The organism is Streptomyces sp. 1222.5, from assembly GCF_900105245.1.
GTDB lineage: Bacteria > Actinomycetota > Actinomycetes > Streptomycetales > Streptomycetaceae > Streptomyces > Streptomyces albidocamelliae.
Map to the genome: position 1 here is coordinate 6,392,471 of NZ_FNSZ01000001.1, position 14,612 is coordinate 6,407,082.

Annotated in this window: 12 protein-coding genes; 7 read left to right on the forward strand and 5 right to left on the reverse strand. The window is 72.8% G+C overall.

The genetic code is table 11. The features are described 5' to 3' along the window. Positions 1-796: 796 nt before the first annotated feature. Positions 797-1,675 carry a DUF4184 family protein gene (locus tag BLW57_RS28865; protein ID WP_093478497.1) on the reverse strand — a complete coding sequence of 293 codons (879 nt, stop codon included), beginning with the start codon at positions 1,673-1,675 and terminating at the stop codon, positions 797-799. A gap of 320 nt (positions 1,676-1,995) precedes the next feature. On the opposite strand from BLW57_RS28865, the gene BLW57_RS28870 reads away from it, so the two are divergent. The 3 genes from BLW57_RS28870 to BLW57_RS28875 all read left to right on the forward strand — a co-directional run bounded on the left by BLW57_RS28870 (position 1,996) and on the right by BLW57_RS28875 (position 5,094). Beyond that, positions 1,996-3,759: a lytic transglycosylase domain-containing protein gene (locus BLW57_RS28870; RefSeq protein WP_093478498.1), complete on the forward strand. Its 1,764-nt coding sequence runs from the start codon at positions 1,996-1,998 to the stop codon at positions 3,757-3,759. 171 nt (positions 3,760-3,930) lie between these two features. Beyond that, positions 3,931-4,065, forward strand: coding sequence for an SPW_0924 family protein (locus tag BLW57_RS40635; protein WP_107423677.1), 135 nt, complete (start codon positions 3,931-3,933; stop codon positions 4,063-4,065). Positions 4,066-4,092: 27 nt separating this feature from the next. Continuing rightward, positions 4,093-5,094 carry a cell envelope lipid trafficking protein PgfA gene (locus BLW57_RS28875; RefSeq protein WP_093478500.1) on the forward strand — a complete coding sequence of 334 codons (1,002 nt, stop codon included), beginning with the start codon at positions 4,093-4,095 and terminating at the stop codon, positions 5,092-5,094. Here the strand turns inward: BLW57_RS28875 and hrpB are convergent. Next, positions 5,084-7,642, reverse strand: a complete 2,559-nt coding sequence (hrpB, locus tag BLW57_RS28880; protein ID WP_093478501.1) for an ATP-dependent helicase HrpB — start codon at positions 7,640-7,642, stop codon at positions 5,084-5,086. The two genes, BLW57_RS28875 and hrpB, sit on opposite strands and share 11 nt — an antisense overlap. Before the next feature lie 93 nt (positions 7,643-7,735). After that, positions 7,736-8,620 (reverse strand): class I SAM-dependent methyltransferase, encoded by an 885-nt coding sequence (locus tag BLW57_RS28885; RefSeq protein ID WP_093478503.1) that lies wholly within the window; start codon positions 8,618-8,620, stop codon positions 7,736-7,738. Between the two features lie 312 nt (positions 8,621-8,932). Here BLW57_RS28885 and rpsA point away from each other — a divergent pair, with 312 nt between their 5' ends. Beyond that, positions 8,933-10,426: a 30S ribosomal protein S1 gene (rpsA, locus tag BLW57_RS28890; protein WP_093478504.1), complete on the forward strand. Its 1,494-nt coding sequence runs from the start codon at positions 8,933-8,935 to the stop codon at positions 10,424-10,426. 213 nt (positions 10,427-10,639) lie between these two features. Here the strand turns inward: rpsA and BLW57_RS28895 are convergent, their stop codons facing one another. Then, positions 10,640-11,599 (reverse strand): right-handed parallel beta-helix repeat-containing protein, encoded by a 960-nt coding sequence (locus BLW57_RS28895; protein WP_093478506.1) that lies wholly within the window; start codon positions 11,597-11,599, stop codon positions 10,640-10,642. A gap of 256 nt (positions 11,600-11,855) precedes the next feature. Between BLW57_RS28895 and BLW57_RS28900 the strand changes: the two genes are divergently transcribed. The 3 genes from BLW57_RS28900 (at position 11,856) to BLW57_RS28910 (ending at position 14,081) form a co-directional block, all read left to right on the forward strand. Beyond that, positions 11,856-12,794 (forward strand): PAC2 family protein, encoded by a 939-nt coding sequence (locus BLW57_RS28900; protein ID WP_093478507.1) that lies wholly within the window; start codon positions 11,856-11,858, stop codon positions 12,792-12,794. Positions 12,795-13,002: 208 nt separating this feature from the next. Next, a complete protein-coding gene (gene coaE / locus BLW57_RS28905) occupies positions 13,003-13,629 on the forward strand; it encodes a dephospho-CoA kinase (RefSeq protein ID WP_093478509.1) in 627 nt (208 codons plus the stop codon). Between the two features lie 71 nt (positions 13,630-13,700). Continuing rightward, entirely contained in the window at positions 13,701-14,081 is a 381-nt protein-coding gene (locus BLW57_RS28910; RefSeq protein WP_093478510.1) for a tetratricopeptide repeat protein, read from the forward strand. Between the two features lie 37 nt (positions 14,082-14,118). Here the strand turns inward: BLW57_RS28910 and BLW57_RS28915 are convergent, their stop codons facing one another. Beyond that, complete coding sequence (locus BLW57_RS28915; protein ID WP_093478512.1) at positions 14,119-14,451, reverse strand: DUF6343 family protein; 333 nt, start codon at positions 14,449-14,451, stop codon at positions 14,119-14,121. Positions 14,452-14,612 lie beyond the last annotated feature (161 nt).

A 14,612-nucleotide genomic window follows, 5' to 3' on the forward strand; every position in this document is an offset into this window, starting at 1 on the left:
TGCCGCAACGCCCGCACAGAGCGGCTCCCGGCCGCGCACAGGCCCAGCCCGCGGCGCCCTAGCCAGGGGCGTCGTATGCGGGGGCAGGCGGCGCCCCCCCGGCCCGCTCCCGCCCCCAGGCGTCTTCCGGCGGTGCCGGGCTCACCGGCTCCTGCAGGGCGCCCCGGCGGAACCGAAGCGGAACCGAACCTGCCGCAGCAACGCCCGCACAGGGCGGGCCCCCGACGCGCACAGGCCCAGCCCGCTCACGGCCCGGCCGTGCCCGTGACCTCGGCCTCCCGGATCCGCGGTGCGCGACCGTCCCGCACCCGGCCCCCTGCCCGAGCGCACCAGTCGGACCCACCCCTCACCAGCGCTTCATACGACCCGGCGCCGATACCACCCGTCGGCCGAACCCCCGGAAGGGGCGTCACTCACGTGGCCCCCGCCAAAACGCCCCCCGGCCTCCGCAGCCGCAAAACTGCGGGCATGGGTATACGCATGCTTCACCGCCGGACGCCCGAGGCAGTCACCCGGGCCTGGGCGGTCACCGCCTCGGCGCAGGCCATGCCCGCCTCGCCGGTCCCGGCCCTCGCGGCCGACGCAAGCACCGCCCGCATCCCGGCAGCCCCGGGCACGACCGTACGCAGGGCCGCGAACCGCGTCAGACGCGGGCTCGCCGGCCTGACCGCCCGCACGGGCCACGCCCCGGACTGGCGCCAGTGGGCCGACCTGACCCGCGGCTATCTCGCGCTCGCGCTCACCGCGCTCCCGAGATCACGCCCCCGGCCCACCCTCACCGTCTTCGTCGCGTCCCTCACCGAGAGACCGGCCGCCCCCGGCCGGACCCGACCGTCCCAGCGGGGCTCCCGGCCTCCACAGGAGCGTCCGGAACCCGGCACGGACGCCACACCCTGACCCCGACCGCGTACAGCAGCACACCGAGCAGCGATCCGGCGCCCACCCCGAAACAGAGGGTGGGCAGCAGGTCCCACGCCCGCGCCGGCTCACCCCGCAGCTCCTCGAACCGCGCGACCCGCTGCACCGCCCCGGCCAGCGCGCAGCCGCCGAGCACCGCCAGCGCCCACCACCGGTCGCGCACGGACAGCACCGGCACCCCGGCGGGCCCGGAACGCGGCGCCCGCCGCAGCGCCCGTACCAGAACGGTGGCGATCACCACGGCCCCGGCCACGGACGAGCCGTACTGCAGCCACGAGAACAGCGGCAGGCCCGCCGGACGGTCCCGTCCGATGGCCGGAATCAGCCGTGTCCCCCACCGGTCGTGATGCGTGAACGCGTCCCACACCACATGGGTCAGCGCACCGAGCACCGCCGAGCCGTACCACCTGCCCGCAGCGGCGGCCCGCACCCGCGCGCGGGGCGCCCCGCAGCGCAGCACGGCGGCCGGCCGGCCCTGCCGTGCCCGGGGCAGCAACGCGACCAGCGGCTCCCGGACGAGCAGCCACAACCCCACCAGGGCCCACGCGATGAGCACATCGACCGTGACGACCCCGGCGAACCCGTGGGTGACCGCGCCGAATTCCATGGCGTCCGGCAGGACGCCCGCCGTGTAGTAGGTCAGGTCCGGCGCGAAGGAACCCGCGACGAGCACCGCCGGCACCAGTCCGGCCCGCCCGCTGCCGTCCCGGCGCAGTGCGGGCAGCACGGCCGCCGCGTGGCTGAGCGTGAACGGCAACGGGGCCCCCTCGAACGGTCGTCGGCCGTGGCACCGCGACCGGTGATCACGTGTCGTCCAGTATGCGTGACCCCCTCCGGGGCGCCGTCACGACAACGGCAGTTGGCCAACCGGTGAAAATCGGGCGCGAACCGGTGCCCCCTCAAAGCAAGTTGTCGTAGGGTCACCTGGGTCCGCCGTGCCGCGCGCACGGTCGAACACACATCGCACGAAGGCAAAGGCGGCACAGGGGCAACCACAGCACCGGGTCAACCGTCACACCAGAGCGAGGCAGACAGACGGAGACGGACGCAGCGGCGTCCACGGGAGGGGTTCACTCTATGGCGGCGCATTTCGGCAGTCGGCTGCGCAAGGGGGCGGCGACCACCGCCGTGGCCGCGGCGGCGGTCGCGGCTCTGTCCGCGTCCCAGGCTCCGGGAGCGACCGGCGAGGACCACGGCAGACAGACCGCGGCCGGCGCCGCCACCGCCGCACCCGACCTGACCACCGACTCCAGCGGTGACGCCACCGGCAGCTCGCCCTACTACACGGACCTGCCGCCGCTGAACAGCCCCGAGCCCAGCCCCTCGTCGAGCATCGGCACCCCGGTCACCAGGGGCGGCTCCGAGGCCGGCATCCCGGCGACCGTCCTCGACGCCTACAAGCGGGCCGAGGCCGAACTGCGCGCCTCCAAGCCCGGCTGCAACCTGCCCTGGCAGCTGCTCGCCGCGATCGGCAAGGTCGAGTCGGGTCAGGCCCGCGGCGGCCGGGTCGACGCGAACGGCACCACACTGGGCCGGATCCTCGGCCCCCAGCTCGACGGCAACGGCTTCGCCCTCATCCCGGACACCGACCACGGCGCGTACGACGGCAACAGCCGGTACGACCAGGCCGTCGGCCCCATGCAGTTCATCCCGTCCACCTGGGCCTGGGCCGGCCGCGACGGCAACGACGACGGCAAGGCGGACCCCAACAACATCTACGACGCCGCCCTCGCCGCCGGGCACTACCTGTGCCGCAACGACTGGGACATGTCGGCCACGGCCGGCCTGCACAGCGCGATCCTCAGTTACAACAACTCGCAGGACTACCTGAACCTCGTCCTGAACTGGGTGGAGTACTACCGCAAGGGCACCCACACCGTGCCCGACGGGACCGGCCCGGTGCCGGAGCACCGCAGCGACGACAGCACCCCGCACCACGGCACGTCCCCGAAGAAGCCCTCGGACCCGCCGTCCGGCAAGCCGCCGCACCGGAAGCCCGACGACAAGCCGCAGAAGCCCGGCGGCGGCGAGAGCCCGAAGCCGCCCGCCCCGCCGAAGCCGCCCGTGCCGCCGACGCCCCCGCAGACGCCCACCGACACGGTGGACCACCTGGAGGACGCGGGCACGGCCAAGCTCACCGCGACGGCCGGAGACGCCTTCGCCGAGCGCATCGGCACCCGCGCCGAGACCAAGGCCGGCAAGACCGTCGGCAAGGTCAGGGTCCGGTTCACCATCACGGGGGACACCGACGCCACCTTCACCGGCGGCGAGCGGGTCGCCACCGTCGCCACGGACGCCAAGGGCACCGCGCACGCCCCGGCGCTCCAGGCCGGCGAGAAGACCGGCGCCTTCAAGGTCACCGCGACCGTCGTGGGCCGCTCGGTCAAGGGCGTCGACTACACCGCCACCGTCACCGAGCGCACCGCCGACACCCTCGCCCGCACCGGCGACACCCCGCTCACCTGCACCCCGGGCGGCGAGTTCGCCGACCAGGTCCAGCTGAAGGCGACGTACAAGGGTGCCGTCGCGGACAAGGTCGCGGCCACCGCCACCCTGATCAAGTCCGACACCGACGCCACCGAGAACGACAAGGGCCCGTACTTCAAGGACGCCGACGGCAAGCCGGTACGCACCCTCACCGACCTCCGGACGGACGGCAAGGGCCTGCTCACCCTGCCGAAGCTGTACGCGGACGACACCACCGGCACCTTCCTGCTCCGCGTCACCACCACGGGCGGTGCGACGCTCACCGTGGAGCTGAAGGTCGAGCCGGCCGCGGACTCCTCCGGCGACCCGGGCACGACCCCGGGCACCACCCCTAGCCCGTCCGCCTCCGGCTGAGGCCGCACGCGACGACAGGGCGCCCTCCCCGCCGCGGCGGGGAGGGCGCCCTCGTTCGTGCGTGCACCGCTGTTCTCATCTCGCCCGGCCGTTGCTACGGTGCCTGACGACCTCACCTGACGATCCGTCAGGAACCGGTCAGGTCACCGACCGTCCACCGGGAGGCCCCGCATGCGCGCCCTTGCAGCCGCCGCGACCGGTCTCGTCCTCGCGCTCGCCCTGGTCCTCACGATCAGCGCGACGGGCGCACCGACGGGCGGCACGTCCCCCAAGCCGCTGCTGACGACGGTGCCCGCGCACCCGTAGCCGCGCCCGTCCGGGAGGGAGGCCGGAATGCGCCGCAAGGCCGGCCTGGTCCTGCTCGCCTGCGCCGTGTTCTGCGCGGCGCTGTCCCCGCTGCTGCGCTGGTACGCCTTCCCGCGTCTGGCCAGGATCCCCGCCGGCCAGTACCAGGACATGGTCCTGGAGGCCAAGGACGCCACCCTCCTCGACTACGGCACCATGCGGGCGAAGAAGGTCTCCAAGGTCACCATCGTCCAGACCCTCAAGGGCGACGTGGAAGCCGCGAAGAGGATCGAGCGGACGGCGGACCGGCCCGTCGTCGTCTGGGACAGTCTGTCCTACGTCCAGGGCCCCGACGGCAAGATGGTCTCCCGCATCCCCGAGCGCTACATCTTCGACGCCCACAGTCAGGACCCGGTGCACGCCACCGGAGAGACCGTCGACGGCGACCCGGTACGACGCGACGGCATCGAGTTCAAGTGGCCCTTCCTCACCCAGAAACGGGACTACGAGTACTTCGACGCGCAGACCCGCACCACCAACCCCATCCACTACAAGGGCACCCGCACCTTCCGCGGCCTGGACGTCTACTACTTCGAGCAGACCATCCCCTGGACCAAGGTGCCCATGCCCAAGACCATGCCGGTCAAGGGCATCACCCCGGAGTCCGTCGCCAGGACCGGCACCACCCGCTGGTACACCACCGTCCGCCGGTTCTGGGTCGAACCCGTCACCGGCGCACCCGTCTACGGTGAGGAGATCCACCGGGAGGAACTGCGCGGCGGCACCCTGCTCGGCGACCGCGCCAAGGTCACCGCCTTCGCCGGACACGTGAAGATGCGCGAGGACTACATCGAGCACACGGTCGCCCTGGTGAAGCACAACCGCACCATGGTCCTCATGCTCACCTCCTACCTCCCCTGGGGATCCCTGATCCTCGGCCTGCTGCTCCTCGCCCTCTCGCTCTGCCTGGAGGCCCGCGCCCGCCGCCCGAAGGACCCGGACGACCCCGAGGCGAGCGAGACGGCCGCACCCGAGCCGGTCAGCGCCTGAGCCGCGCGTTCGTGTGCCGGGTCGGCTCGGCGGCCGCCGGGTCCTCCGGCCACGGATGCTTCGGGTAGCGCCCGCGCAACTCCGCCCGCACACCCCGGTAGCCGTCCGCCCAGAAGGAGGCGAGGTCCGCCGTGACGGCGGCGGGCCGCCCCGCGGGGGAGAGCAGGTGCACCAGCAACGGCACCCCGGCCACGGCCGGCGTCTGCCGCAGTCCGAACATCTCCTGCAGCTTCACGGCGAGGACCGGCCGCTCGGCGTCCCGGTAGTCGATCCGGATCCTGGACCCGCTGGGCACGGTGATCCGCTCCGGCGCCAGCTCGTCCAGCCGCGCCGCTTCGCCGCTCGCCCAGGGAAGCAGCCGCGCGAGCGCCTGGCCGGCGTCGATCCGGGCGAGATCGGCCCGCCGCCGGGCCCGGCCCAGCTCCGGCTCCAGCCATTCGTCCACGCGCGCGTACAGCGCCGCGTCCGACACGTCCGGCCACGGCTCCCCGAGGTGCGCGCGCAGGAACGCCAGCCGCTGCCGCAGCACCACCGCGTCCGGCGACCAGCGCAGCAGCTCCGGTCCCTCCTGCCGGAGACCTTCGAGCAGGGCGGCGCGGACGAGCGCGGGGTCGGCGTCCCTCAGCGGCCGCACGGCCAGCTCGATCGCCCCCAGCCGCTCGACCCGCCGGGCCACGACGTCCCCGTCCGCCCAGCGCACCTCCTCGCGCTCCTCCATAAGCGCCCGCGCGGCCGCCCGCGCCACGTCCTCCGGCACGGCGGCGCCGAGCCGCACGCGCGCGTGCCCCTTCCCGGCGGGCCGGTCGGCCACGGCGACGACGATCCACGGCGCCCCGCGCAGCCCCGACCCGTCCGACACCTCGGCCCGCGTCCCGGAGGCCATCAGGTACGACCCCCCGTCCGCCTTCGCGACCCGCTCGGGAAACGCGAGCGCGGACACCAGCCCGGCCAGCCCGTCGTCCCCGCCGGACCCCGCGACCGGACCGGCGCCGATGCCGCCGGTCTCCGCTCCCGCCCCGGCGGCCACCTCCGGCCCGCGCCGCCCCGCCGGGCGCTCGGACTCCCCGGAAACACCCCGCAGGCGCCGCACCTCCGCGGTCCACCGCCCCGCGTACGCGTCACCCCCGCGCCGCGCCCGCCGCAGCGCGGCGGCGAGATCGTCCCCGTACTCCCGCGGCACCTCCTCGGAGAGCAGCGCGACCACCGGCGCACCCGCCCCGGCCGTGTCCAGCAGCGCCCGCCCCAGTCGAGGATGCACACCCAGCCGGGCCAGCCGTCCGCCCACCGCCGTGGCCCGCCCGGCGGAGTCCACCGCCCCCACCGCCGCCAGCGCCGAGCGCGCCGCCGCCATCGCCCCGCCCGGCGGCGGATCGAGCAACGCCAGCCCCGACGCGTCCGGATCGCCCCAGCAGGCCGCCTGAAGGGCGAACGCCGTCAGATCGGCCACCTCGATCTCCGGAGCCGGAAACGCCGGCAGGCGGCCGTCCTCCGCCTCGGACCAGCACCGGTACACCACACCCGGCGCCTCACGCCCGGCCCGCCCCGCCCGCTGCCGCCCCGCCGCCCGCGACGCCCGTACCGTCGTCAGCCCGCTCAACCCGCGCGCATGGTCCACCCGGGGCTCCCGCGCGAGCCCGGAGTCCACCACCACCCGCACCCCCGGCACGGTCAGCGACGACTCGGCGACCGACGTGGCCAGCACCACCCTGCGCCGCCGCCCCGGCGCCAGCACCGCGTCCTGCACGGCGGCCGGCGCCCGCCCGTGCACCTGGAGCACATCGACGTCACCGAGATCCCCCAGCTGCCCCGCCACGCGCGCGATCTCCCCCACACCGGGCAGGAAACACAGCACGTCCCCCTCCCGCTCCGCCAGCGCCCGCCGCACCACCGACGCCACGTGCGCCAGCAGCGCCGGATCCACCCGCATCCCGTGCGGCGGCCGCACCGTACGCGCCGCGGGCGCCCACACCGGCTCCACGGGATACGCGACACCCGAGGCCTCGACCACCGGCGCACCGCCCAGCAGCCGCGCCCACCCCTCCGCGTCCGTGGTCGCCGACGCCGCCAGCAGCCGCAGCTCCGGCCGCAGCGCCTGCCGCACGTCCCACAGGAACGCGGCCGCCGTGTCGGCGTCCAGATGCCGCTCGTGGCACTCGTCGAGGACGACGACGTCCACACCCGTCAGCTCCTGGTCGCGCTGCAGGCGCTGCAGCAGCACGCCCGTCGTCACGACCTCCACGCGCGTGTGCCGCCCCACGGCCCGCTCGCCGCGCACCGTGAAGCCCACGCTCTCACCGGGCCGCTCGCCCAGCAGCCACGCCATCCGCCGGGCCGCCGCCCGCGCCGCGATCCGCCGCGGCTCGGCCACCACGACCCGCCGCGCGGGCCCGCCCCCGACCAGCCCCGCCAGCACGAGCGGCACCAGCGTCGTCTTCCCGGTGCCGGGCGGCGCCACCAGTACGGCCGTGCCGTCACCCTCCAGAGCGTGGGTCAGGGCGGGCAGGGCCGAGCGCACGGGCAGCGCGTCCAGGGCGTCGTAGCGGATCACGCCCCCAGTGTCGTACGAGCACGCGAACGGCCCGCACGCGTGCGTGCGGGCCGTTGCTCACCGAACCGCCTCCGGTCCCCCTCGGGAACCGCCTCAGTCCCGCTCGCAGACGAAGATCGCCGTCCCCGGGATCAGGTTGCCGCGCAGCGGGGACCAGCCGCCCCACTCCGAGGTGTTCCAGGTCGGCCACTCCGGCTCCACCAGGTCCACCAGCCGGAAGCCCGCGCCCACGACGTCCCGCACCCGGTCGCCGAGCGTCCTGTGGTGCTCGACGTACACCGCGCGGCCGTCGTCGTCCTGCTCCACGTAGGGCGTGCGGTCGAAGTAGGAGGCGGAGACCGACAGGCCCTCGGGCCCCGGCTCGTCCGGGAACGCCCAGCGGACCGGGTGCGTCACCGAGAAGACGAACCGGCCGCCCGGCCGCAGCACCCGGCGCACCTCGCGCAGCACCAGCCGCGGGTCGGCGACGAACGGCAGCGCCCCGTACGCGGAGCACGCCAGGTCGAAGGCGCCGTCCGCGAAGGGCAGCGCGCCGGCGTCGGCGCAGACAAGGGGAAACGATCCGCCGATCCGCAGGGCGTGCTGCAACTGGCGGTGCGAGAGGTCCAGGGCCACCGGACGGGCGCCCTGGGCGGCCAGCCAGCGCGAGCACTGGGCCGCGCCCGCGCCGATCTCCAGCACGTCCTTGTCCTTGAGGTCCTCCTGCGGGCCGAGCAGCTCGGCCTCCACCTCGTCCAGGCCCTCCGGGCACCAGACGAAACGGTCGTCACCGAGGAACGTGCCGTGCTCGACCTGGTACTCGTCGGCGTTGCGGTCCCACCAGCCCCGGTTCGCCCGGCTGCTCTCCGCGACCCCGGCGTCACGCCGGGTGGCCTCCGGTTCGAACCCCTCGGATTCCCCGGATTCGTGCGCTTCCGGCTCTTGGATGATCGGCTCCCTCGTCGTAATCTTCCGTCCAACCCGCCGGGGGTCGTGCAGGCGGCCCGGGGGCCCACGTGGCCTCCTGGGACGATTCTTCTGCCGGAAATGCGGCGAACCGCCCCGGGTGTGCGCCTTCGCGCATTGACCCTTTCCCGCTGCCCCCGTATGCTACAAGTTGCGCTGCGGGCCTGCGCACCTCAGACGTAGCAGGCTGCGCTCGCATCTGTTGTATGTCCCCTCGGTTGTCGAGGCGCCATCACCAGTTCCTGGTGGGGCGCTTCCTTGGCTGTCCGGCTTCTTCAGAGCGATACGGGCTCCCGGCGTAGCAGTACCTACGACTTCAATGTCCGTACCGGAGCCCTTTCCCACATGACGAGCAGCACCGAGACCACCGCCACCACCCCGCAGGTTGCGGTCAACGACATCGGTAACGAGGAAGCCTTCCTCGCCGCGATCGACGAGACGATCAAGTACTTCAACGACGGCGACATCGTCGACGGCGTCATCGTGAAGGTCGACCGGGACGAGGTCCTGCTCGACATCGGTTACAAGACCGAAGGTGTCATCCCGAGCCGCGAGCTCTCGATCAAGCACGACGTCGACCCCAACGAGGTCGTCGCCGTCGGTGACGAGATCGAAGCCCTTGTTCTCCAGAAGGAGGACAAGGAAGGCCGCCTGATCCTCTCGAAGAAGCGCGCCCAGTACGAGCGTGCCTGGGGCACCATCGAGAAGATCAAGGAAGAGGACGGCATCGTCACCGGTACCGTCATCGAGGTCGTCAAGGGTGGTCTCATCCTCGACATCGGCCTCCGTGGCTTCCTGCCGGCCTCCCTCGTCGAGATGCGCCGTGTCCGCGACCTCCAGCCCTACGTGGGCAAGGAGCTCGAGGCCAAGATCATCGAGCTGGACAAGAACCGCAACAACGTGGTCCTGTCCCGCCGTGCCTGGCTGGAGCAGACCCAGTCCGAGGTCCGCCAGACGTTCCTCACGACCCTCCAGAAGGGTCAGGTCCGTTCCGGTGTGGTCTCCTCGATCGTCAACTTCGGTGCCTTCGTGGACCTGGGTGGCGTCGACGGTCTGGTCCACGTCTCCGAGCTGTCCTGGAAGCACATCGACCACCCGTCCGAGGTCGTCGAGGTCGGCCAGGAGGTCACCGTCGAGGTTCTCGACGTGGACATGGACCGCGAGCGCGTCTCCCTGTCGCTGAAGGCGACCCAGGAAGACCCGTGGCAGCAGTTCGCCCGCACCCACCAGATCGGCCAGGTCGTGCCCGGTAAGGTCACGAAGCTGGTTCCGTTCGGTGCGTTCGTCCGCGTGGACGAGGGCATCGAGGGTCTGGTCCACATCTCCGAGCTGGCCGAGCGCCACGTGGAGATCCCGGAGCAGGTCGTCCAGGTCAACGACGAGATCTTCGTCAAGGTCATCGACATCGACCTCGAGCGCCGCCGCATCAGCCTCTCGCTGAAGCAGGCCAACGAGGCCTTCGGTACCGACCCGGCGACGGTCGAGTTCGACCCGACCCTGTACGGCATGGCCGCGTCGTACGACGACCAGGGCAACTACATCTACCCCGAGGGCTTCGACCCCGAGACCAACGACTGGCTCGAGGGCTACGAGACCCAGCGCGAGGCGTGGGAGCACCAGTACGCCGAGGCGCAGCAGCGCTTCGAGCAGCACCAGCAGCAGGTCATCAAGAGCCGCGAGGCCGACGCTGCCGCTGCCGCCGAGGGTGGCGAGGCTGCCGCTCCGGCCGCGTCGGGTGGCGGTTCGTACTCCTCCGAGGGTGCGGACACCTCCGGTGCCCTGGCCTCGGACGAGGCGCTTGCCGCGCTGCGCGAGAAGCTGGCCGGCGGCCAGAGCTGAACGCTGCCGCTGAGGCTTAGCCGATAGTCGGCTGAGGGGCCGTACCTTTCGGGGGTACGGCCCCTCGGTGCGTTCCCGTCCCGTCCCGGGCGGGACGGGACGGGGTCGGCGGGTCGGTCGTCGGTTGCCGGGCATGTGGTGGCTGATCGCGCAGTTCCCCGCGCCCCTGGCGAGTCGGGGGAGTCGCCATGTCCCTCGCCAGGAGCCTCCCCGTCAGGGGGTGACCGGGATGTTCGTCAGGCCCTTGCCGCCGGTCACCGTGTTGTTGCCGTACACCGTCGTCCGGCAGCTCGCGCTGTCGTTGGTGACGTCGATCGCCAGCCGTGTGGAGCCCCCGGCGCCCGTCAATGTCGACTTGTTGCTTTTGAAGACGGTGCCGCAGCCCCAGCCGGACCGCTGGGTGTGGGTCTGGTAGCCGTCGTTCGTGGTGTTCTTGCCGGTGTTGTCCTGCACCAGGACGTCGTTGCCCTTCACGTCGACCCAGGAGTCGTCGAAGTTGGCGCCGGTCAGCCCGCTGCCGTCGAAGGTGTTCCCGACGATCCGCGCCCCGGTCGTCCCCTCCTTGATGTCGACGTTCTCGCCGCCCACGTCCGGCCCGATCGTGTTGCCCAGGATCTGTATGCGGTCGCTCCGGTCGGACAGGGTGTTCGCGGTGCCCACGTACACCCCCTCGCCCATGCCGCGGCCGTCGTTCCCGGTGTCGTAGATCCGCGAGTTCCTGATCAGGCTGTCGGTGCTGGAGGTGCGGAAGTGCACGCCCTCCATGTCCAGGCCGTGCACCGTCACCCCGTCGACGACCACATCCTTCGCCGCGTCGATCATGATGCCCTTCTGGCCGCCGGTCACGGTCAGCCCGCTGACCGTCCAGTAGGAGGCGCCGTTCAGATGCAGGCCGTAGCCGCCGCTCGCGGTGAGGACGGCCCCGGGGGAGCCGGTGAGGGTGACGCGGGCCGTGGCGGTGCCCGGTGCGGTCGCCTTGAAATTGCCGGTGTACGTGCCGTCCGCCAGGTGGATCGTGTCGCCGGGCCCGGCGCCTGCCAGAGCGGCCTTGAGCTGTGCGGAGGTGCCGACCTCGATGGTCGAGGCGGCCGGGGCGGGGCCGGCGCAGAGGAGGAGCCCGCCGGTGGCGGCGGTCGCGGCGAGCAGGGAGGTGAGCAGCGTACGCGTGCGCATGGGGGTGCCTTCCTGTCGGGTTCCTGACGTGGACGTCCTACTCCGGACGTTCCGGCGACGTTCCGAGGCTGATCTCTTGGCGATCTCATACATGAACGATGGATGTTCATATGAACACCCCTGCTCGCGAAGGTACGGACCATGTGACGGAGCGTCAAGAGATCCCGCACGAGATGCCTGCTCAGCGGGCCGGCGCGGGAATGCCCACGCCCCAGCGCGCGTTGACCACCACTGGACACGAGGAGGAGCGGTCACAGTGCTTGATCCGCAGGGTTTGTACGCATGGGAGCCGAAGGGCGTCGCCGTCGTCGACATGGCGCTCGCCCAGGAGTCGGCCGGTCTTGTCATGCTCTACCACTTCGACGGATACATCGACGCGGGCGAGACCGGCGACCAGATCGTCGACCGCCTGCTCGACTCGATGCCCCACCAGGTCGTCGCACGCTTCGACCACGACCGGCTCGTCGACTACCGGGCACGCCGGCCCCTGCTGACCTTCAAGCGGGACCGCTGGGAGGACTACGAGGTCCCGGCCATCGAGGTACGCCTCGTCCAGGACACCACGGGCGCTCCCTTCCTCCTGCTGTCCGGCCCCGAGCCGGACGTGGAATGGGAGCGGTTCGCGGCGGCCGTGCAGCAGATCGTGGAGCGGCTCGGCGTCCGCCTGTCCGTGAACTTCCACGGCATCCCCATGGGCGTCCCGCACACCCGGCCCGTGGGTCTCACCCCGCACGGCAACCGCACCGACCTCGTCCCCGGCCACCGCAGCCCCTTCGACGAGGCACAGGTGCCCGGCAGCGCCGAGTCGCTGATCGAGTACCGCTTGATGGAGGCCGGACACGACGTCCTCGGCGTCGCCGCACACGTGCCGCACTACATCGCCAGGTCCCCCTACCCCGACGCCGCGCTGACCGTCCTCGAGGCGATCACCGCCGCCACCGGACTGGTCCTGCCCGGCGTCGCGCACTCCCTGCGCACCGAGGCGCACCGCACCCAGACGGAGATCGACCGCCAGGTCCAGGAGGGCGACGAGGAACTGACCGCGCTCGTCCAGGGCCTAGAGCACCAGTACGACGCCGCCGCCGGCGCCGAGACCAGGGGCAACATGCTCGCCGAGCCCGCGGACATCCCCTCGGCCGACGAGATCGGACGCGAGTTCGAGCGGTTCCTGGCGGAACGGGAGGGCGAGGGCTGACGGCACGCGCCGCCCCGGCGCAGGCGCGCCGCCCACGTGGCACGCGACCTCGGCAAGCTGCACGCGAACCCTCCACGTGGGACGCGGCCTCTCCTCGTGGTGGGACGCGGCCTCTCCTCGTGGCATGCGGCCCCGCCACTCGGGACCGGCCGCCACCGGCCCGCACCCCTCGCCCCAGCCCCTGAGGGGAACGTCTAGGCTTCCGACCATGCTGAAAGTGGGCCTGACCGGCGGCATCGGCGCCGGCAAGAGCGAGGTGTCGCGGCTGCTCGTGGAGTACGGCGCCGTGCTGATCGACGCGGACCGCATCGCGCGCGAGGTCGTGGCACCCGGCACCCCCGGCCTCACGGCCGTCGCCGAGGCCTTCGGCGAGGACGTCCTGGCCGCCGACGGCAGCCTCGACCGGCCCCGCCTCGGCTCGATCGTCTTCGCCGACCCCGAGAAACTCGCCCTCCTGAATTCGATCGTCCACCCCCTGGTGGGCGCCCGCTCCCAGGAACTGGAGGCCGCCGCGGCCGACGACGCCGTGGTGATCCACGACGTACCGCTCCTCACCGAGAACGGCCTGGCGCCGCTCTACGACGTCGTGGTCGTCGTCGACGCGACCCCCGAGACCCAGCTCGACCGGCTGGTGCGGCTGAGGGGAATGACCGAGGACGACGCACGCGCGCGTATGGCCGCACAGGCCTCGCGCGAACAGCGCCGGGAGATCGCCGACATCGTGATCGACAACGACGTACCGCTCGACGCGCTGCGCAAGCGTGTCGCCGAGGTGTGGGACGATCTCGTGCGCCGGGTACCCGAAGGCGCGGAGAGGTCAGGCGACGGGCCTTAGCAGGACGGCGGTCCGGAATAACGGCCCTGTCCGCGGGCGTTGAACCGCCGGAGCGAGGGAAGGACTCTGCCGTGCCCGAGACCAGCGGTTCCAGCGGACGTACACCGGAGACGCATGTCATCGACTTCCGTGCCGCCGAGCATCTGCTCAACGCACGGGACCCGCGGGGCGCGGTGAAACTGCTCGACGGAGTCATCGCCGCGTACCCCGAGAACACCGCCGCGCGACTCCTCCGCGCGCGTGCCTTCTTCGCCGCGGCGCAACTGCGGCCCGCCGAACTCGAATTCACCATCGTGCTGGAGCGCGAACCGGACAACGCGTTCGCACACTTCGCGCTCGCCCGCACCTACGAACGCCAGGGCCGCCCCGAGCAGGCCAAACGCCACTTCCGGCTGGCGGCCGCGCTCGACCCCAACCCGCAGTACCTGAAGGCCGCCCACTTCGACGACTGACCGTCGTCACCGGGCGCCGTCACCCGCCGCCGGTGCCTCACGGATGCCGGTGCCTCGGCGGGCCCGGATACGGCCGCGATCCCGGGTACGACGACGGCCCCGGGGGCGGCGGTCCGGCATCCGGCGGCCGGTACGGCGGAACGTCACGGCCTGGCTGATAGTGCGGACCCTGCCGGAGGTGCCTGAGGATCATGGCCGTGTCGACGGTGACCACCAGCCACAGCACCCCGCACGCGGCCGCCCAGCCGGGACGCCCGGCGAGGGCGAACGCCGCCGTGCCGAAGATCGCCCAGACCAGTCCCCACATGCTCAGCCAGAACCGCGCCCGCAGGGCACTGCGCGCGGTCACCGGTTCACTGCCCGTACGCATCGGATCACCACTCCTCCCTGCAACGTACTCTTCGACGCCGATGCGCGACAACGCCCCGGCGAGAGCGCACCCCCGATACCCGCACCCGGCGCCCCCGCCCCGCCCGGCCCCGGACGGGGCGGACGTGCGCGCTCGCCGCACATCGAGTAGGTGACCGTTCA

What these genes read in the sequence shown, in the direction of transcription:
- BLW57_RS40635 (WP_107423677.1), top strand. Translation starts at nt 3,931, where the DNA reads ATGCGCGCCCTTGCAGCCGCCGCGACCGGTCTCGTCCTCGCGCTCGCC.
- BLW57_RS28870 (WP_093478498.1), top strand. Translation starts at nt 1,996, where the DNA reads ATGGCGGCGCATTTCGGCAGTCGGCTGCGCAAGGGGGCGGCGACCACC.
- BLW57_RS28915 (WP_093478512.1), bottom strand. Translation starts at nt 14,451, where the DNA reads ATGCGTACGGGCAGTGAACCGGTGACCGCGCGCAGTGCCCTGCGGGCG.
- BLW57_RS28895 (WP_093478506.1), bottom strand. Translation starts at nt 11,599, where the DNA reads ATGCGCACGCGTACGCTGCTCACCTCCCTGCTCGCCGCGACCGCCGCC.
- coaE (WP_093478509.1), top strand. Translation starts at nt 13,003, where the DNA reads ATGCTGAAAGTGGGCCTGACCGGCGGCATCGGCGCCGGCAAGAGCGAG.
- rpsA (WP_093478504.1), top strand. Translation starts at nt 8,933, where the DNA reads ATGACGAGCAGCACCGAGACCACCGCCACCACCCCGCAGGTTGCGGTC.
- BLW57_RS28875 (WP_093478500.1), top strand. Translation starts at nt 4,093, where the DNA reads ATGCGCCGCAAGGCCGGCCTGGTCCTGCTCGCCTGCGCCGTGTTCTGC.